At 64.6% G+C, this 18,406-nt stretch carries 21 protein-coding genes; 10 read left to right on the top strand and 11 right to left on the bottom strand.

Annotation, left to right across the window (positions count from 1 at the left end; translation table 11 throughout):
* Positions 1 to 12: 12 nt before the first annotated feature.
* Together JYK05_RS26095 and JYK05_RS26090 are read right to left on the bottom strand one after the other, a co-directional pair.
* Positions 13 to 1,164: a porin gene (locus JYK05_RS26095; protein ID WP_206470711.1), complete on the bottom strand. Its 1,152-nt coding sequence runs from the start codon at positions 1,162 to 1,164 to the stop codon at positions 13 to 15.
* 407 nt (positions 1,165 to 1,571) lie between these two features.
* Positions 1,572 to 2,780, bottom strand: coding sequence for a zinc-dependent alcohol dehydrogenase (locus tag JYK05_RS26090; protein ID WP_206470710.1), 1,209 nt, complete (start codon positions 2,778 to 2,780; stop codon positions 1,572 to 1,574).
* Positions 2,781 to 2,900: 120 nt separating this feature from the next.
* On the opposite strand from JYK05_RS26090, the gene JYK05_RS26085 reads away from it, so the two are divergent.
* Positions 2,901 to 3,104, top strand: a complete 204-nt coding sequence (locus tag JYK05_RS26085) for a CsbD family protein (RefSeq protein ID WP_175945724.1) — start codon at positions 2,901 to 2,903, stop codon at positions 3,102 to 3,104.
* 15 nt (positions 3,105 to 3,119) lie between these two features.
* Here JYK05_RS26085 and JYK05_RS26080 read toward each other — a convergent pair whose 3' ends face one another.
* Complete coding sequence (locus tag JYK05_RS26080) at positions 3,120 to 4,931, bottom strand: ATP-dependent DNA helicase RecQ (protein ID WP_206470709.1); 1,812 nt, start codon at positions 4,929 to 4,931, stop codon at positions 3,120 to 3,122.
* A 352-nt stretch (positions 4,932 to 5,283) separates the two neighbouring features.
* Here JYK05_RS26080 and JYK05_RS26075 point away from each other — a divergent pair, with 352 nt between their 5' ends.
* Positions 5,284 to 5,589 (top strand): hypothetical protein, encoded by a 306-nt coding sequence (locus tag JYK05_RS26075; protein ID WP_175945727.1) that lies wholly within the window; start codon positions 5,284 to 5,286, stop codon positions 5,587 to 5,589.
* An 84-nt stretch (positions 5,590 to 5,673) separates the two neighbouring features.
* Here JYK05_RS26075 and JYK05_RS26070 read toward each other — a convergent pair whose 3' ends face one another.
* The 3 genes from JYK05_RS26070 to JYK05_RS26060 form a co-directional block, all read right to left on the bottom strand.
* Entirely contained in the window at positions 5,674 to 6,063 is a 390-nt protein-coding gene (locus JYK05_RS26070; RefSeq protein ID WP_206470708.1) for a hypothetical protein, read from the bottom strand.
* 126 nt (positions 6,064 to 6,189) lie between these two features.
* Positions 6,190 to 6,486 (bottom strand): DUF6723 family protein, encoded by a 297-nt coding sequence (locus JYK05_RS26065; protein WP_370650741.1) that lies wholly within the window; start codon positions 6,484 to 6,486, stop codon positions 6,190 to 6,192.
* Between the two features lie 196 nt (positions 6,487 to 6,682).
* Positions 6,683 to 7,024 carry a cupin domain-containing protein gene (locus JYK05_RS26060; RefSeq protein ID WP_206470707.1) on the bottom strand — a complete coding sequence of 114 codons (342 nt, stop codon included), beginning with the start codon at positions 7,022 to 7,024 and terminating at the stop codon, positions 6,683 to 6,685.
* Between the two features lie 344 nt (positions 7,025 to 7,368).
* On the opposite strand from JYK05_RS26060, the gene JYK05_RS26055 reads away from it, so the two are divergent.
* Together JYK05_RS26055 and JYK05_RS26050 are read left to right on the top strand one after the other, a co-directional pair.
* Positions 7,369 to 7,812: an SET domain-containing protein gene (locus JYK05_RS26055; protein WP_175945733.1), complete on the top strand. Its 444-nt coding sequence runs from the start codon at positions 7,369 to 7,371 to the stop codon at positions 7,810 to 7,812.
* A 97-nt stretch (positions 7,813 to 7,909) separates the two neighbouring features.
* The gene (locus tag JYK05_RS26050; RefSeq protein WP_371826484.1) at positions 7,910 to 8,944 is read left to right on the top strand and encodes a diguanylate cyclase; all 1,035 of its coding nucleotides are present in this window, start codon (positions 7,910 to 7,912) and stop codon (positions 8,942 to 8,944) included.
* On the opposite strand, the gene JYK05_RS26045 is transcribed toward JYK05_RS26050, so the two are convergent.
* On the bottom strand, positions 8,941 to 10,146 hold the full coding sequence (locus tag JYK05_RS26045) for a polysaccharide pyruvyl transferase family protein (protein WP_241270115.1): 1,206 nt from the start codon (positions 10,144 to 10,146) through the stop codon (positions 8,941 to 8,943). The genes JYK05_RS26050 and JYK05_RS26045 overlap by 4 nt on opposite strands.
* 126 nt (positions 10,147 to 10,272) lie before the next feature.
* Between JYK05_RS26045 and JYK05_RS26040 the strand changes: the two genes are divergently transcribed.
* The 3 genes from JYK05_RS26040 to JYK05_RS26030 all read left to right on the top strand — a co-directional run bounded on the left by JYK05_RS26040 (position 10,273) and on the right by JYK05_RS26030 (position 12,804).
* Positions 10,273 to 11,040 (top strand): hypothetical protein, encoded by a 768-nt coding sequence (locus JYK05_RS26040; protein WP_241270114.1) that lies wholly within the window; start codon positions 10,273 to 10,275, stop codon positions 11,038 to 11,040.
* A gap of 172 nt (positions 11,041 to 11,212) precedes the next feature.
* Positions 11,213 to 12,481: a sorbosone dehydrogenase family protein gene (locus tag JYK05_RS26035; RefSeq protein WP_206470705.1), complete on the top strand. Its 1,269-nt coding sequence runs from the start codon at positions 11,213 to 11,215 to the stop codon at positions 12,479 to 12,481.
* On the top strand, positions 12,478 to 12,804 hold the full coding sequence (locus JYK05_RS26030) for a cytochrome c (RefSeq protein WP_206470704.1): 327 nt from the start codon (positions 12,478 to 12,480) through the stop codon (positions 12,802 to 12,804). The genes JYK05_RS26035 and JYK05_RS26030 overlap by 4 nt, the downstream gene beginning before the upstream one ends.
* 244 nt (positions 12,805 to 13,048) lie before the next feature.
* Here the strand turns inward: JYK05_RS26030 and JYK05_RS26025 are convergent, their stop codons facing one another.
* The 3 genes from JYK05_RS26025 to JYK05_RS26015 form a co-directional block, all read right to left on the bottom strand.
* Positions 13,049 to 13,234: a hypothetical protein gene (locus JYK05_RS26025; RefSeq protein WP_206470937.1), complete on the bottom strand. Its 186-nt coding sequence runs from the start codon at positions 13,232 to 13,234 to the stop codon at positions 13,049 to 13,051.
* 133 nt (positions 13,235 to 13,367) lie between these two features.
* A complete protein-coding gene (locus tag JYK05_RS26020; RefSeq protein WP_206470703.1) occupies positions 13,368 to 14,033 on the bottom strand; it encodes a glutathione S-transferase family protein in 666 nt (221 codons plus the stop codon).
* Positions 14,034 to 14,049: 16 nt separating this feature from the next.
* Complete coding sequence (locus JYK05_RS26015) at positions 14,050 to 14,835, bottom strand: enoyl-CoA hydratase/isomerase family protein (protein WP_175946198.1); 786 nt, start codon at positions 14,833 to 14,835, stop codon at positions 14,050 to 14,052.
* A 285-nt stretch (positions 14,836 to 15,120) separates the two neighbouring features.
* Between JYK05_RS26015 and modA the strand changes: the two genes are divergently transcribed.
* Genes modA through modC form a run of 3 tightly spaced genes read left to right on the top strand, consistent with a single transcriptional unit; the run spans position 15,121 to position 17,702 of the window.
* Entirely contained in the window at positions 15,121 to 15,873 is a 753-nt protein-coding gene (gene modA, locus JYK05_RS26010) for a molybdate ABC transporter substrate-binding protein (protein ID WP_206470930.1), read from the top strand.
* 7 nt (positions 15,874 to 15,880) lie between these two features.
* Entirely contained in the window at positions 15,881 to 16,561 is a 681-nt protein-coding gene (gene modB, locus JYK05_RS26005) for a molybdate ABC transporter permease subunit (RefSeq protein ID WP_206470702.1), read from the top strand.
* Positions 16,554 to 17,702: a molybdenum ABC transporter ATP-binding protein gene (modC, locus tag JYK05_RS26000; protein ID WP_206470701.1), complete on the top strand. Its 1,149-nt coding sequence runs from the start codon at positions 16,554 to 16,556 to the stop codon at positions 17,700 to 17,702. Before modB ends, modC begins: the two co-directional genes overlap by 8 nt.
* Here the strand turns inward: modC and JYK05_RS25995 are convergent.
* On the bottom strand, positions 17,677 to 18,279 hold the full coding sequence (locus JYK05_RS25995) for an NUDIX domain-containing protein (protein ID WP_206470700.1): 603 nt from the start codon (positions 18,277 to 18,279) through the stop codon (positions 17,677 to 17,679). The two genes, modC and JYK05_RS25995, sit on opposite strands and share 26 nt — an antisense overlap.
* Positions 18,280 to 18,406 lie beyond the last annotated feature (127 nt).

Here is an 18,406-nt window from a genome sequence, read left to right as displayed (position 1 = left end):
ACTCAGTGCAGCTTAGAACCGGTGACGCAGACCCACCGCAGCGGCGACCTGATTCTGCGAGGTCGACGGCGACAGCGTGTTGATGATCGCGACGTTCGCGCCTGCGTTGCCGAGCTGGCCGGACGCATGCTGATACACGCCTTCGACATAAACGTCCGTGCGGCGCGACAGCGAGTAGTCGGCTTGCAGCGAAACGGTATGCCACTTCGGATCGCCCGTGCCGTTCGAGCCCGTGAGCTTGCCGTCCGTGTAGGTGTAGGCGGCGTCGAGGTTCAGCGCCGGCGTGAGCGCGTAGCGGCCGTTCAACTCGAAGTTGTTCAGATGCAGGTTCGTGCCGGTCGGGAGCGTGAACGACGTGCCGCCCTGCGACGCCGCGATCAGGCCGTCATAGTGCGTGTTCGTCCACACGAAGCCCACCGTCGCCGGACCGTACGCGTAGTTTACGCCCGCGCCGAACGTGCGTTGCAGGTCCGCCGTCAGGTTGCCCTTGTTGCTCTGTCCCGCCGTCACCGCGCCGCCCGTGTTGAAGTTGCGCGAATTGTTCGTTTGCAGGTAAGCCGCCGCGAAGTTCAGCGGGCCGGCTGTGTACGACGCGCCCGCGCTCCATGCGCGGTTATTCGAGAACTGGCCGGCGTCGTTGCTGAAGCCGTACAGACCGCCGAACTTGAAGCCCGCGTAATTCGCGCTGCGATACTTAACCGAATTCTTGATCGAGAACGAGTTGTCGAGATTGTCGTTATCGAACGGATGCGCGCTCAGGTTGTTGCCATAGCCCGCGCCTGCTTCGGAAAGCGGCCCGAGAAAATCGACCATTGAATCATATTGACGGCCGAGCGTGACAGTACCGAACTGATCGCTTTGCAGACCGACATACGCCTGGCGATTGAACATGCCGTCCTGATTGAAGCCGCCGTTATTCAGGTTGAAGCCGCTCTCCAACTTGAAGAGCGCGTGCAACCCGCCGCCCAGATCTTCGCTGCCGCGCAAGCCGAAATACGTATCGGAGACGGAACCGCTGCCTTGCTGCCAATTGCTGTGGCCACCGGCGTTATTCGCATACACGAGGCCGGCGTCCAGCATGCCGTATAGCGTGACGCTGCTTTGTGCCTGTGCAGAAGCCGCAAAGGCGCCGAGCACGCCCACAATGAGGAGATTTCTTTTCATGATTGCTGTGTGTCCTGATTTAGAGCAAAGGCTTCCCGAGGCGATGCGCCTTGTCCCCGGGAGGCTCGACACACTTTAAGCAATGCGCTCTCATACGTCGCGTTATTCGACGCGTTTTGCCGGGTAAGAATCTATTGCTAAAACTGGAATGAGCATGCTTGAGCGCGGGTTAATGCTTTACGGTCAATCGCTTAGTGCCATCGAAACTCGACGCTCGCTCATTTCGATGTTGCACATGGACCACGCTATTCATGCGCCATCTGGAGAGGTGCTTTGCAGATGAGCGCGTTGATCGACGCAATCGCGCTCGCTAATCTTTCGAAGGTCTAAAGTCTTTGACACGAGTTGCAGTCTGAGGACACGGGGCGGTTTCGCGAGAGGAGACCGCCCCGCTTTTCCATTGCCCGTCAAGCTGCAGGATCGAGCTTCACCTTGATCCATCCCGGCTGGCGCAAATCGAATGCCTTATAAGCCTCGATGACGTTCATCATCGGCTCGCGCGTCGTCAACACGCGAAGCGGATCGAACGAGCCGTTGCTCACGCGCTCGATCAACGCCGGCGTGATCGAGCGATGGTTGCAGTTGCCCATCTTGATGGTGAGGTTCTTGTTCATCGCGATGCCGAGCGGGAAGAAGCGATCGTTCGGCGGGTATACGCCGATCACGCCGAGCGTGCCCGCCTTCGCGAGCGCGGCAACGGCCCAGTCGATCGCCTGCGTCGGCGCATTGCCGGGCGTCCAATTGTTGCCGTCCTGATTGCGCTCGGGCGTGACCGTCTGGCTTTCCTGTTCCGCCTGCTTGATCTTGTCTTCCGACGCGGCCGGCCCGCCCTCTGGATGCACCGCATCCACGCCGACCGCGTCGATTGCACGATCCACGCCGATGCCGTTCGTCAGTTCCAGAATTGCCTGCACCGGGTCTTCCTGATCGAAGTTCACCGTTTCCGCGCCCTGCGCGCGCGCCATATCGAGACGATCCTGCAAGCGGTCCACAGCGATCACGCGGCCCGCGCCGAGCATCCATGCGCTCGCAATCGCGAATTGGCCCACCGGCCCCGCGCCGAACACCGCGACGGTATCGCCCGGACGCACTTCCGCCAGTTGCGCGCCGAAGAAGCCGGTCGGGAAGATATCGGAGATGAGAATGGCGCGCTCGTCGTCGACGTTCTCCGGCAACTTGATCAGGCTCGCGTTCGCGAGCGGCGTGCGCGCGAACTCGGCTTGCAGGCCGTTGATCGGACCCGTGGCTTTCGGTCCGCCATAGAACGCGGTGCCCGCGGACGGACCGTTCGGGTTCGCGAGGTCGCATTGCGCGGTGTAGCCCTGCCGGCAGTATCCGCAGCATCCGCACGAAATGGTCGACGGAATCAGCACGCGATCGCCGCGCTTCAGGTTGCGCACGCCCTTGCCGATTTCTTCGATGATGCCCACGCCTTCATGACCGAGGATCGTGCCCGGCACCATGCCGGAAAACGTGCCGCGCACCATGTGCAAGTCCGTGCCGCAGATGGCGCTCGCGGTGAGCCGGACCACCGCGTCGTGATCGTGCTGAATCGTGGGGTCCGCTACGTTGTCGAGCGATATGTTGCCTATGCCGTGAAACACGACTGCTTTCATCGTCTGACTCCCGGAAAGATTGATCGAACGATGATTCAGCAACACGCGCGCCCGTGAGTTCGGGCATAACCGTTGCGACGAACGGTATGTTGAAACCGCTAATTCCGAAAGGAGAGTCACATGAACAAGGACGCGACCGAAGGCATCAAGGAACAGGTGAAGGGTTGGGTGGATACGGCCATCGGCACCGTGACCGGTGACGAGGACCGCAAGCTCAAGGGCGATGTCGAGATCACCAACGGCGCGAGCCGCAAGGACTACGCCGATCAGAAGGACAACATCGAAAAGGGCGTCGAGGATCCGGGCGAACCGACCAACACGTAAGCCCTTTTCTTTCCGTCACGCCGCGCGCTTCACATAGCGCGCGATGAAGGTGCGCGTCTCGTCGTCCGGGAAGCGCACCGCCACGCGATCCGCGCTCACCATTTCCACCACGCCATCGCCATAGCGGCGCACGCGCACGCGGTCGCCCTGATTGAACGTCGGTGCGCTGCGCTTCGGCTTCGCTTCTTTCTCGTGCTCTTCCGACAGCGCCTGTTCGCGCACTTCGCGCGGGCTCTCCTGCACTTCCGGCGGATGCAGGCAGTTGTCGCACGAACCGCACGCGCCGCCGCCGAGTTCGTCGTCGGGCGCCTGATAGTTCACTTCCGGCTTGCCCGCGGACGGCTGCGAAGGAACGTCGTCGTCCACGTCGTCGGCGAAGTAGTCGAGCAACATGCGCCACCGGCACTGCGCGCTCTGCGCATAGCTGATCATGCGTTCCAGCACGGCGCGATCGCGTCCGGCGCGCGCCGCGTAGCCCTGAGCGGCATCGTCCAGTTGCGCGATGGCCGCGCCGTCGTCAATCAGCTTCATGCCGCCGCGCCGCGTGCGACGCGTCACGCCCATATCGTTGAGCAGCGTGGCCGCGACGCGCAGCTTGTTCACGCCGACGTGCGGCAACGCTTCGCGCAGGCGTTCCAGCGGCTTTTCGAGCGTCTGGCTCGCGTTTTCGCGCGCGAGGTCGCGCACCGTCTCGGCCACGCGCCGGATCGTCTCCGCGCTCGGGTAGCGGCCGCCGAGAAAGAACTGCTGAACCTGCTTGTCCTTCAGTTCGAAAAGCAGGATGCACTGGGCCGGCTCGCCGTCGCGGCCAGCCCGCCCGGCTTCCTGATAGTACGCGTCGAGACTGCCCGGCACCTGCGCATGCAGCACGAAGCGAATGTTGGGCTTGTCGATGCCCATGCCGAACGCATTGGTCGCGACCATCACGCGTGCTTCGTCGGCCATGAACGCGTCCTGCGCTTCGGACCGCGCGCTCGCCGCCATCTTGCCGTGGTAGCGCTGCGCCGCGACGCCCGCCTCGCCGAGCGCGGCGTGCAGCGCATCGCATTCGGCCACCGTCGCGCAATAGATGATGCCGCTGCCTTCCAGCGTGCTCGCGAGCTCGATGGCGCGCCGGCGCTTGTCCTCGGGATTCGTCAACTGTTCGACCGAGAAATGCAGGTTGTCGCGGTACACGCCCGTATGGATGACGTTGGCTTGGCGCATCTGCAATTCGCGCACGATGTCCTCGATGACGGCGGGCGTCGCCGTCGCGGTCAGCGCGAGCACGGGCGGGCGGCCGAGCGTCTTCACGGCGTGGATCAGCTCGACGTAAGCCGGGCGGAAGTCGTGGCCCCACTGCGAGATGCAATGCGCCTCGTCGATGACGACGAGCGGCACCGACGGCATGTCCTTCGAAGTGAGCGTCGCGGTGAATTCCGCGTTCACGAGCCGCTCCGGCGTGACGAAGAGAATGCGGACCTCGCCCTCCGTGACCGCTTGCATGGCTTCGCGTTCTTCTGTCGTGGACAACGTGCTGTTAAGGACCAACGCTGCTACACCGGCTTCGGTCAGCTTTGCGGCCTGATCGCGCATGAGCGAGATGAGCGGCGACACGACGACCGTCATGCCGTCCAGTTGCAAGGCGGGCAATTGATAGCACAGGGACTTGCCGGCGCCGGTAGGCATGACGGCGAGGGTGTCGTGGCCGTCGAGAACGCTGCGGATGACTTCGTCCTGGCCCGGCCGCAGATGAGGAAAGCCGAAGACTTTGCGAAGGGCGGTTTCGAGTTCACGGTCGAGCGGTTTGCGCGCGCGGGTGGCGATGCTGCGGGTGGTGTCGTTCATGTCGATGGGCTCGAGTGGCGCGCTGCGCGGTTCGCATCCGGTGGATTCACTAAGGAAGGATGGCACGCGGCGAAAGGAGCAAGCGCCAGACCCACGGCAAACGTTTGAAGAAACCACCATGCCGCGTGTAAAAGTTTTCGCATCGGTCCGTGCGCTAGCCGACGCACGACTGCATTTGGCGTCTGAGTTATCGGCCAAATAAAGTCCAGACGAATAAGGGTGAACGCTAATACCGGCGGGCCTGAGCGCACGTCCGTTTCATTTGGAAACACATTTATCGGTGCGAAAAAGCTTCGAAGGTACGCACCTTGCTCTTGTAGTTGTTTTCCGAATTCACGCTGGACGCTTCCTTATGACACGAACTCTCGCCGCCGCCCCCGCCTTCCGACAGCGTCGCCCGGCCCAGCTCGCAGAGCGCGAACTCAAACACCTCGAACTGATCCTGGCGAGTTTCGTGGAAGGCAGCGCCGCGCCGGGACGCCTGCCGACGAAGTATTGGGATATGCGCGTGGCGCAACTCGACAGCGACTACGAGCTCGTCCCCTCGCAAAGCCAACGCGTCGCCACGCTGCAACGCAAGCTGGCCTTGCTCGATTCGGCGCTCGGCTCCGCCGCCGCCGATGCTCAAGAGAAGCAGAACCGCCGCGTGGCCGCCTGAGCCTTCTGCCGGCAGCAGTTTCCCGCCTATCGACGCACGCTGTGCCAGCGGGCGTCAGCCAAGACTGAGTGAACCGAGCAGCGCTTACTTAGCCCGCCGGATTAGCGCGCGTGCCACGTTGGCCGCGAGATCCGCGCGGAGCTCGGCCCACTTGCCGAGCAGCGACGCATCGTTGGTGAGGAAGTAAGGCGCTTCCGCAAAATCCGTGTTCTTGCCGTCCTGACTTGCGACTTCGAAGACGCGCATGTCCAGGTCATCGCACGTGCCCATGCTTACGAGTTCGCCGAACGAATGCACGCCCGCGATGGCGACATTCTGCACGCCCGCGCCATGCACTACCGCGATGACCGTCTTTCCCATGCGCCAGGCGGCTTCGCGGCTGTCGGCCATGACGAACGCGATCCCCTCGACAGGCGCTGTCAGCGTCACGCGAAAGAGCCGTGATTTGCATACGTCACTGAGTTGAGTGGTCATGTTGGCCGCCGGCGGAAGAAGGAACTCGATAAGCGCGAAGAGCGACATGTTAGCAAGTCATGCTCCCGCCTAGCCACCGCTTTAACGGCAATGGCTTTGCGAGTTCCGCCGACACACGAACTTCGATCACAGCTCGGGGCGCGCGAGATCGGCCTGCACGACCTCGTCGCCGCGGCGCTGCGCCGCTTCGATCGCATCCGACTTCGACGCGTAGGGCCCGAGCGTGTCCGCGCCTTCGAACGGAAACAGCAATCGCCCGTCCGTTTTTCGCACGACCTTCAAGGTGCCGTAATAGCCGCTTGCCGCACTACCGCGATACGACGCATAAATCTGGAAATCACTCTCACTCGCGCCTGGCGTCGGCGCGACGATGCGTGTGGGGAAATAAACTAGCTTGGGGCGTCTGCCACTCGAATACGTCACGAAAATCACCGGTTGAACGCGCGTGAACCTATGTATTTGTTTCGGACGAGTCAGCCCGGGCGCGGTTCGTCGCATCACGATGCGAACTAGCTGCGCTGCGCCTGCCGTCGGAAACGAACATAGGAAAGAAAAGGCCGCTGCGTTTACGGTGAGCAATTGCCAAGCCGGATCGGCTGTCCAAGACGCGCGCCTCGGGCTATGCGCGCGGATCGTCGCAGAACACGGTCGTCGCGTGCTTTCTTTCCACGGTCAGGTTCACCGAGCGCGCGCCGAGCGGACGCGTGCGATGACGCACGCCCGCCGGGACCGTCAGCAGTTGCCCGGCGTGAAGGTGCATCGAGCCGTCTTCGAGGTCGATCACGAGCGTGCCTTCCGTGACGATGAAGGTCTCGTCGGAATCCGGATGCACATGCCATTCGTATGGCGCGCTCATCACGCTCACGTGAACTTCATGGTCGTTGACGGTGGCGACGATGCGATTGAGATAGCCGTCGTTCGGGGTGCGAGCGAGCGTCGTCAGATCGACGGGTGAGATCATTGCGGCTCCTTTCGTGCGAAGCGGTTCGTTCACCGAGCCTAGTCGAGCGTGAGCGCGCGGCGCAAACGAATCGTTTTCGCTTCGTTGCGAAGCGGGCTCACACAACCAGTCGCACGGGATGCAGGGCAGCGGCATCGCGCTCGTTCGTGCCTCAAGACGCCCGAGTCAAGCCGCAAACGCCCGATGAGCAGCAGAGGAAACGGAACGAATCGTCACACACGCCACCCCATACCGCCGCAATGCAGTTACGATAGATCGCGAGCGCTATGCGTCCATCGCTGCGTGCGCGAACATGACGCCGGTCCACAGCCGGCTTCCACTTCAACACTGCGACTCGCCACACCATGCGTCGAATCACTGTCCGAACATCGCCCGTTCACGGCCGGGGCGTCTTCGCCCTCGCGGATCTGCCTGCGGGCGCGCTGCTCTTCGAATACAAGGGCAAGCGTCTTTCGTGGAAGGAAGCGCAACGCATGTACGAGCGCTCCAACGCCGAGGACGGACATACGTTCCTCTTCGGACTCGACGACGGCCGCGTCATCGACGGTGCCCGTGGCGGGAATTCCGCGCGCTGGCTGAATCACAGTTGCGCGCCGAATTGCGAAGCCGAGCAGGACGGCGAGCGCGTCTTTATTCGTTCGCTTCGCCCGATCGGCAAGGGGCAGGAACTCTTCATCGACTATCGGCTCACGGTCGAAGGACGGCGCACGGCGGCGCTCAAGCGCCTCTACGCGTGCCGTTGCCTCGCGGCCAATTGCCGAGGCACCATGCTCTCCGACGAACGCTGACGCGCGCCGCACGGCGCGCATGCTCAGGATTGCCGCGCCGCCGCCGTAAACACAGGCTCACGTTCCCCGCGCGCCGCGCGTCAACCGAATGAGCCTCATGCAGCCCGACAGTCCGCTCAAAGCCGCGTTCCTGCGTCACGAAGCATCGCTCGCGCCGTCCGGCCGCGCGTTCGGCGAGGAAGACAGCGCCGTTTATCGCACGCTGCTCGAATCGACGAAGGCGATCCCGTGGAAGATCGACTGGGCCACCATGCAGTTCAGCTACATTGGGCCGCAGATCGAGCAGTTGCTGGGCTGGCCGCCGTCGTCGTGGAAAACGGTCCATGACTGGGCCGAGCGCATGCATCCCGACGATCGCGACGCGGTCGTGAACTTCTGCGTATCCCAATCGAAGGCGGGCACCGATCACGAAGCCGATTACCGCGCCCTCACGCGCGACGGCGGCTACGTCTGGCTGCGCGACGTCGTGCATGTCGTGCGTGACGCGCACGGCGATGTCGAGGCGCTCATCGGCTTCATGTTCGATATCAGCGAACGCAAGCGCACGGAGGAGCAACTGCTGCAATTGCAGGCGGAACTCGAGCGCCTCTCGTTCAGCGACAGTCTCACCGGCGTCGGCAATCGCCGCAAGTTCGACAGCGTGATCGCACGCGAATGGAAGGCGGCGCAGGCGACGGCGAAACCGCTCTCGCTCGTGTTGACCGACATCGACTTCTTCAAGTCCTACAACGACTACTACGGCCATCTGCAAGGCGACGAGTGCCTGAAGCGCATCGCGCGCGTTCTCGGCGAGGCGGCCGGGCCTTCGCACTTTCTCGGACGCTTCGGCGGCGAGGAGTTCGTCCTCGTGCTCGCCGATACGGACGCCGATGCCGCGCTGGCCGTGGCGGAACGGTGCCGTGCGCGCATCGCCGCGGAAGCCATCGCGCATCTGCGCTCGCCGCATGCTCAGTGCGTGACGGCGAGCTTCGGCGTGGGCACGGTGCTGCCGCGCGACGGCATGGATATCACGGCCTTCATCAATCTCACCGACGCGCAGTTGTACCAGGCGAAAGAGAACGGACGCAACCGGATTGCGGCCGTGGACAGAGCGGCGATGCGTGGCGAGGGCTTCAGGCAGCAGTCGCGTTAGTCGACGGCGCGGCGCGCGGCATCAGCCCGATACGAGCGCGCCAGTTCCCGAGCACGCTGCCTGAGCACCTCGCGGTCGGCGCTCAATGCATCGCGCATGGCCGCTTCGAGTTCGTCGATCGACACGGCACCCGGCACGTTCTTGTCGTCCCAGGTCTGCGCATAGGCGGCCTGCTTGCCGGTTCGCGCCGCTTCGTCCGGATGAAGCATGTTGATGCGAGGCAGTCCATACGCCATCGCGACGATCCGTCCGTGCAGGCTGCTGCCCGCATAGCCCGCGCTCGTCGCGATCAATGCGCAGATATCCCAAATGTCCAGCGACCGGAAGACGAGCGCGCGCTGATGCATGCGGGCCGCAAGCCGCACGTACGCGTCGATGTCGTCGTGCCACGGCGCCGCGCCCGCGCGAAACAGCGCGATGCCGAGGCCGGTCGATGCGGCGAGCGCATCCAGTTCGCGCGCCAGCCGGTCGAGCGTGGCGTCGTCGCCGAAGTCGGCGCTGAACTGCACCGCGAGATGGCCGCGCGGACACGCGCGCCGCACGTCGGCCGCCGGGCCGAGGCGGGCGCGCGAGGCGACGCGTGAATCGAAGAGTTCCGCGATCATCGTCACCGGGTCCGGAACGAGCCTCGCTTCGATGCCTGCGGCACGCAGCATCGCTTGCGTGTGCACGTCGCGCACGCTCAGGTCGTCGCCGCTGCGCAATGTGCTCACGACCTCGTTGCGCAGCGCGGGCTCGCGCGTGCCGAGCGACACGCCGCCCACCGCGTTGAAGCGAATCGACGACGCCTGCGGCCATGTCTCGCGGCCGACGACGTAAGGCGCTAGCGCATTTGTTTTCAACAAAGTGCGCGCATACGCCAAGCGTTCCTCGGCTCGCGCGCCGTATCGCGCGATGGTCGCCTGCGCGTCTTCCGGTTCGTTGAGCATCACGGCGGCTTCCCACGCGTCGCAGGTCAGGAGTTCGCCGCCGGCATGCACGAGCGCGACCGGCTTATCGCGCAGGCGTCCGGCGAGCGTGCCCAGCGCCGCGACCGCATGGCCGCCGTATCGACGCAGGTCTCGCGCGGCCAGTCCCGCGAAAAGCGGTCTGGCGTCAGGCAGGCGTTCGAGAAGCAGACGCTGCTCGACATGCGCGAACAACATGTCGCCGAAGTTGTGGCGGTCGAATGCGCCGAAGATCACGACGGTGGCATTGAGCAATGGGCTTCCTCTGTATGTCCGATCTTCGTTCGCTTCTTCGTTTGCTTGACGCGCCGCAGTGCTGCGCCTATACAGGACGTTCCCGCTTCGAGCACGCGAGGCGGCCGACCGCGACCGGAGCCTTCGATGACGAGCACGACACGCGCCGCGCTGTTCCCTGCCTCGCTTGCCCTACCCTCCGTCGTGTTGTTCGCCGCCTGTTCGACCAGCCCGCCGCCCGTCCCGCCGACGCAGGCCGTCACGACGACGCTGCCATCCGGTGGCGTCTACAAGGGCACGCTCGGCGACGCGGACGCCACGTTGCTCGTACTCTTCGACGGCACCGCCTACCTCTTCTACGCGAGCGGCGGCGCGGGCGTCGGAGGCGTCGTCATCGCGACGAACGGTTCGCAGACGAGCGACGGACGCTTCACAAGCGCGACCGCATTAAATTACCGCATCGGCGCAGCGCCACCGTCGCCGGTGTCGTTCACGGCGGACTTCGCGCACGCGCCGGCCGTCGAAGGAGCGATCACGCGCGGCAGCGGCGGCGAGAGCCAGAGCTTCTCCGCGACGGCGGCGCCGCTGCTCGATACCGCGCCCACGCTCGCCAATGCGGGCGGCCTCTATAGCGGACGCGGCATGGCGCTCGGCGGCTCGACGACGACGCGCATCACCGTCGCCGCCGATGGTTACGCCGCCGGCACGACCAGCGCCGGCTGCATCTTCAAGGGGACGCTGCGCCCGCGCCCCGGCGTCAATGCCTACGCGGTGTCAGCCACCTTTGGTCCCGCGCCCTGCCCGCTACCCGATGCGACGGTGGACGGCAGCGCCATCGTCGACGGCGCGCGCCTCCTGGTCGCGCTGCCGAGCCCGGACCGCTCGAACGTCTTCATCTTCGACGGGCGGAAGTAGCGGCGGCATCGACAATATTCACGCGCCGCTTACATACGGCGTTTCGTGTCCTAACATTGCTTTACCGGGCCAGCGGCGCCGTACCTGCCGGCGCACCGACGCGGAGGCCCGGCGAAGAAAGTCCTGTGGTCGAACACCCTCTTCCGATGCCGTAAATAAAGGAGACAACCGGATGAACGCAACGCTCAAGCTCTTGCCATTGGCCTTCGGCGCGATGCTCGCCTGCATGCCGCCCGCCGACGCAGCGCAGGACAACGTCGGCACCCTGTCCAACTTCCGTCAGACCGGCAATACGCAGCCGCCGGAAACCGTCCCGCAAACCGGTCAGACTGCGGACGCGCTTCGCGAAAACCTGAAGCAAATCAAGCTGCCGCCGGGCTTCAAGATCGACCTGTATGCGGTCGTGCCGGAAGCGCGGCACATGGCGATCGAGCCATCCACGGGCGTGGTGTTCGTCGGCACGCGCAAGAATCGCGTGTGGCAGGTGACGGACAGGACGAAGCAACGCGTCGCGAGCGACGTCGTGCAGTTCGCCTCGTCGGTGACGTTCAAGGTGCCCAACGGCGTGTGCTTCTCGCCGGACGGCGTGCTCTACGTCGCCGAGCAGAACCGCGTGCTAGGTTTTCCGGCCGCGCAGTTCTTCGGCGAAGGGGGCCCGGACGTGGCCGCGGCAGTCGTGGTGCCGCAAGGCAAGCTGATCCCGACGCAGTTCGAGAGCTTCAATCACGGCGCGCGCGCGTGCCGCATCGGACCGGACAAGAAGCTGTATATCGCGCTCGGGCAGCCGTGGAACGTGCCGCCGAAGGACAAGCTCGCGGAACTCGACCGCAACGGACTCGCGGGCATCATCCGCTTGGATCAGGACGGCAAGAACCGCGAAGTGTATGCGCATGGCGTGCGCAATTCCGTGGGGCTCGACTTCAATCCGAAGGACAAGACCTTGTGGTTCACCGACAACCAGGTGGACGGCATGGGCGACGACATGCCGCCCGGCGAGCTGAATCACGCGACGAAGGCCGGCGAGAATTTCGGCTTTCCGTGGTACGGCGGCGGCAAGGTACGCACGGTCGAGTATAAGGATCAGAACCCGCCGGCGGGCGTGGTGTTCCCGCAAGTGGAGTTCGCCGCGCATGCCGCCGACCTCGGCATGTCGTTCTACACCGGCAAGATGTTCCCGCAGAAGTATCAGGGCGGCATCTTCGATGCGGAGCACGGCTCCTGGAACCGCACGAAGCCCATTGGCGCGCGCATCATGTACACGCCGATCAAGGACGACGGCACCGCGGGCGAAACGGAAGTCTTCGCCGAAGGCTGGCTCACGCAGAGCGGCGAATACATGGGCCGTCCGGTCGACGTGCAGATGCTGCAGGACGGATCGCTGCTCGTCTCCGACGACTACGCCGGCGCCATTTACCGCATCTCGTACTCGGGGGCCAAATGAGGCGCGTGAAGCAGACGGCAGCGCTCGCGGCGTTGGTGACGTTGCTTGCGGCGATATCGGACGCGTCGCTCGCGGCGGGAGATATCAAGGCGGGACGCACGAAGGCGGCGCAGTGTCAGGCGTGCCACGGGCTCGACGGCATCTCGAAGCTGCCAGAAGCGCCGAATCTCGCCGGCCAGACGGAGGAATATCTCGTGAAGGCGCTCAACGATTTTCGCTCGGGCGCGCGGCAGAACGAGATGATGTCTGTGGTGGCGAAAGGCTTGTCGGATACGGATGTCGCGAATCTGGCGAGCTATTACCACAGCCTCGGCAAGCAGTGAGGGCGTTGGAATTTTTTCGAAATGAACGCTTGACTTGGCGGACTAAGGGTTTATACTAGCCCTTGTCTCCTCCATGTCTCAACCGATGTGGATTCAAGCCCGCTCTCTCGAGCGGGTTTTTTTTGGTTTTTCGCGCCGAGACTATCCACAGAAATCGGGGAAAAGCCTGTGGACAACGCGCTGACGAATGGCCTAAGCCGTTGACCCGAAAGCATCTAGCACTCGTGCTTCCCAACGCACCCGCTCACTTCCCGTCGCCGACGCACGACAGAACCATCGCGTCCGCGCGGCTCACGTCGGCGGCGAATATCGCTTGGGGCGCAATCGCGATACTCAACTCTTCGGCAGCCGACCCCGGCAGCGCGTAAAGGATCGTGCCCGTCGCGACGAGCGCCACGATCATCGATAAGAACCAAGAAAAGACGTACATCGCCGGCACCTCGCCAAAGAACGCTTCGTCTGGACAGGCGCGTCGAACGTCAGCGCCTGACGCGCAGAGTAAAGCGTCGCGGCGGGTCGCACAGCCCCACGGAGGGAGGGACGTGAAGGAGGGAAGCGCTCGGTCAGCGCGTGTCCGGCGCGGGCACCGGCGAGACGCCTTGCGCCCGGGCGGCGGCGTCCTGGGCGCGCATCGCGCGGATAAAACCGTCGCGTTCGCGCAGGCGGGCCCAGTAACGCGCGACCGGTTCGGCGAAGCGCGCGCTCAAGTCCAGATGCTCCGCCAGCATCAGCGCATAGCCGACGGAAATGTCCGCCGCCGTGAAGCGGCCCGCGCAGAGAAAGTCCTGGCGTTCCAAGAGCGGCGCGAGCGCGCGCAGCCGCGCGTGGAACCATCGCGCGTAGTCTTCCGCGACTTGCGGCTGCCGGCGCTCGGGCGGCTCGAAATGCGTGTAGCGCAGCACGAGCGTCTGCGGAAACGTGAGCGTCGCCTCGCCGAAATGCAGGAAGTTCAGATAGCGGCCGAAGTCGGCCTCATGCACGGAGACATCCAGCACGCCGGGCGAATAGCGCGCCGCGAGATACTGGCAGACCGCGGCGGATTCGGTCATGAAGAGCGCGTCATCGGCGAATGCGGGCACCGTGCCGAGCGGATTCACGTCCATGAAGGCGCGCGCCAGCATGCGCGGCGGGAACGGCAGCATCTTCAATTCATACGGCAGGCCGATTTCTTCGAGCGCCCACAGCGGCCTGAAAGAGCGCGCGCTGACGCAGTGATGGAGCGTGATCATCGCCGTGCTTCCGCGCTCAGGCCAGCCACGAGGGCTTGCGCTTTTCGAGGAAACTGCGCACGCCCTCGCGCCCTTCGTCCGATGCGCGTATCCGCGCGATGCGATCCGCCGTGTCCGACATCAGCGTCTCGTCGATAGCGCTGCCCGCGAGATCCGCGACGAGCCGCTTGCATTCGCGCACCGCGTTCGGGCTGTTCGCGGCGATGCTCGCGGCAATCCCGTCGACGGCGGCGTCGAGCGCATCCGCTGCGACGACCTGATGCACGAAACCGATTCGTAGCGCCTCGGCCGCGTCGAAGCGCTCGGCCGTCACGAAATAGCGATGGGCCGCGCGCGCGCCCATCGCGCGGATCACGTACGGCGCGATGGTCGCGGGCATCAGGCCGAGCTTGGCTTCCGACAGGCAGAAGTGCGCCGTGTCCACGCTCACCGCGATATCGCACGCGGCGACGAGGCCCACGCCGCCCGCGTAGGCGTCGCCTTGCACTCGCGCGATGACCGGCTTCGCGCTCGTATAGATGGTGTTCAGCATGGTCGCGAGACCGAGCGCGTCGGCGCGGTTCTCGGCGTCCGTGAAGCCCGCCATCCGTTTCATGTAGTTCAGGTCCGCGCCCGCGCAGAAAGCCGGGCCGTTCGCGGCGAGGATGATCGCCCGCACGTTGGCGTCGTCGTTGAGCGCGCGAAATGCGGCGGTCAGCTCGACGATAGCCGCGTCGTCGAACGCATTGCGCACGTCCGGCCGGTCGAGCGTCACGCGGGCGATCGGGCCATCGACGGCGAGTTTCAGGCGTTGCAGGTTCATTGCATCGCTCATGTCTTGTCTCCTCGTTTGCCGCAGCATGTGAGTAACGCTCATTTCCTCACGGGCGCAAATCCGCGCCATGCGGCACAGTTTCGTCGATAACGGTAATCGCGGTCAATCGCTTCCTGTGAGGCAGGCTCACACGAAGCCAGCGCCCGCTGGACCTTTATCATGTCACGAACGCGCGTAATATATTCGGCTATATTACGCGGGCTCGTCCGGCCGAACATGCCGCGACACACCAACACAACGAAGAACAGGAGCCGTTACGTGAAGACCCGTTTCATGCGCACGATGCTTGGCACGTTGCTTTCGCTCGCAGCCGGCATGGCCGCGTCCGCTGCGTTCGCCGGCGAAGTACAGGTCGCGGTCGCCGCCAATTTCACGGCGCCCATGCAGGCCATTGCCGCCGACTTCGAGAAGGACACAGGCAACAAGGTCGTCGCCTCGTACGGCGCGACGGGCCAGTTCTACGCGCAGATCAAAAACGGCGCGCCGTTCGAAGTGTTCCTCGCCGCCGACGACACCACGCCCGCCAAACTCGAAAGCGAAAGTCTGACCGTGCCGGGCAGCCGCTTCACCTACGCGACCGGCGCGCTCGCGCTGTGGTCGGCGAAAGACGGCTACGTGGACGACAAAGGCGACGTGCTGAAGAAGAACGAGTTCACGCACCTCGCGATAGCGAATCCGAAGGCCGCGCCCTACGGGCTCGCCGCGACGCAGGCGCTCGACAAGCTCGGGCTGACGCAGGCCGTCGCGTCGAAGATTGTGGAAGGACAGAACATCTCGCAGGCGCAGCAGTTCGTCGCCACGGGCAACGCGGAGCTCGGCTTCGTCGCGCTGTCGCAGATCTACAAGAACGGCAAGATCACGGGCGGTTCGGCTTGGATCGTGCCCGCCTCGCTGCACGAGCCGATCAAGCAGGACGCGGTGATCTTGAGCAAGGGCCGCGACAATCCGGTCGCGAAGCAGTTCGGAGACTATCTGAAGGGTTCGAAGGCTGCGGCGGTCATCAAATCGTTCGGCTATCAACTCTGAGCGGACCATGCCGATCGATTCCGCCGACCTTCAGGCGATCGCGCTGACGCTGGAACTCGCGTCGCTCGCGACGGTGCTGCTGCTCGTCATCGGCACGCCGGTCGCGTGGTGGCTCGCGCGCACCGCATCGCGCATGAAGGGCCCGGTCGGCGCGGTCGTCGCGCTGCCGCTCGTGTTGCCGCCGACGGTCATCGGCTTCTATCTGCTCGTGCTGATGGGGCCGAACGGCATGGTCGGCAAGCTCACGCAGGCGGCGGGCATCGGTCTCTTGCCGTTCACGTTCGCCGGGCTCGTCGTGGGTTCGGTGATCTATTCGCTGCCGTTCGTCGTGCAGCCGCTGCAAAACGCGTTCGAAGCCATCGGCCGCCGTCCGCTCGAAGCCGCCGCGACGCTGCGCGCGGGGCCTTGGGACACGTTCTTCACGGTGGCGTTGCCGCTCGCGCGGCCGGGCATCGTCACGGCGACGATCCTCGGCTTCGCGCATACGGTCGGCGAATTCGGCGTCGTGCTGATGATCGGCGGCAATATTCCGGGGCGCACGCGCGTGGTCTCCGTGCAGATTTTCGATCACGTCGAAGCCCTGGAATACGCGCAGGCGCACTGGCTCGCGGGCGGCATGGTGCTGTTCTCGTTCGTCGTGCTTCTTATGCTCTATTCGACTCGCCGGACGGCGACGGCGCATGTCTGAACTCACGTCACCTTCGCTCATGCTCGACGGCGCGCGCAACAACGCGACGCACGCGGCCATCGAAGCGCGGTTCGTCGTCGAACACGGCGGCTTTTCGCTCAATGTCGAACTGAACTTGCCGGGGCGCGGCGTCACCGCGATCTTCGGCCAGTCCGGTTCGGGCAAAACCACGCTGTTGCGCTGCATCGCCGGGCTCGCGCGGCCGACGCGCGGTCGGCTCGTCGTGAATGGCGACGTGTGGCTCGACACCGAGCGCCGCGTTTTCCTGCCGACGCATCGGCGCGCGCTCGGCTACGTCTTTCAGGAAGCGAGCCTTTTTCCTCACTTGAGCGTCGAAGAGAACCTGCGATTCGGGCTCAAGCGCGTGCCGCCCGCGACGCGCCGCGTCGATCTGGCGCAGGCCGCCGAACTGCTCGGGATCGCGCATTTGCTCGAACGGATGCCGGCGGGTTTGTCGGGCGGCGAGCGGCAACGGGTGGGCATCGCGCGGGCGCTGCTGACGAGCCCGCGTCTGTTGCTGCTCGACGAGCCGCTCGCCTCGCTGGACCACAAGCGCAAGCTCGAAATCCTGCCGTATCTCGAACGCCTGCACGACGAACTCGATATTCCGATGCTCTACGTGAGCCACGCGCCCGAGGAAGTCGCGCGGCTTGCGGATCATCTCGTGCTGCTCGACGCGGGTCGCGCGCTGGCGAGCGGTCCGATTAGCGAGACGCTCGCGCGGCTCGACTTGCCGATCGCCCTCGCCGACGATGCCTCCGTCGTGCTAGAAGGCACGGTCGCTGGCTACGACGCGCGGTATCGGCTGCTGACGCTTGCGCTGCCGGGAGGACGCGCGACGCTGCGCGTGCTACACGAGCCGGTCGCGGAAGGAAAGCAAATGCGCGTCGCGGTGAAGGCGCGCGACGTGAGCCTCATCACCGGCGAGCACGACCATACGCTAAGCAGCGTCCTGAACGTGCTGCCCGCGACGGTGAAGGCCATTGCCGAAGACGCGAATCCGTCGCAGGCGGTCGTGCGGCTGGACGTCGACGGCTTGCCGCTGCTTGCGCGCGTGACGCGCTACTCGATGGATCGCTTGCACATCGCGCCCGGCATGCGCGTGTGGGCGCAGGTCAAGACCGTGTCGCTGCTTGCCTGAGCGCGAGGTGCTGCAACAGCATGATCGTCTTGCCGTCCATGATCTCGCCGCGGTCGATCATCGCCATCGCTTCGTCGAGCGGCGGTTCGATCACCTCGATCTCTTCGCCCTCGTCGATCACGCCGCCGCCGTCGCCGACGCGCATCGCGCCGTCGTACTCGCCGACATAGAAGTAGAGCTTCTCCGTCACCGATCCGGGGCTCATGAACGCCTCGAAGATCTTCTCGATGTGGCCCACGCGGTAGCCCGTCTCCTCCTCCACTTCGGCGCGGATGCGAGCATCGGGCGTTGCGTCGTCCAGCAAACCGCCGGGGGCTTCGATCAGCATTCCGTCATGGCCGTTGACGAACGCGGGCATGCGGAACTGGCGCGTCAGAAGAACGGTGCCGGTACGCGGGTTATGCAGGAGGATGGTCGCGCCATTGCCGCGGTCGTACGTCTCGCGGCTTTGCCGCTGCCAGGTGCCGTCGCGGCGCCGGAAATCGAAGATGACTTTTCTGAGCACGTACCAGTCGTCGGACAGCGTGACTGTCTCGACAACGCGAACGCGTTCTTTCGTGCCGCCTGCATCGGTCATGATCGCCTCGGTTTCAAGTGTTCTTGACACGCATTATTACCGGGTAACACGCCGAAAGAATGCGTCGCCGTGCCGTAATTGAAATTCTTCCGCAACTGGAATAGCGTAGAAGAATGCACGCGTGGCG

Source organism: Caballeronia sp. M1242 (assembly GCF_017220215.1).
GTDB lineage: Bacteria > Pseudomonadota > Gammaproteobacteria > Burkholderiales > Burkholderiaceae > Caballeronia.
Note: the sequence above shows the minus strand (reverse complement) of the source record. Positions and strands in the feature narration are given on the sequence as shown.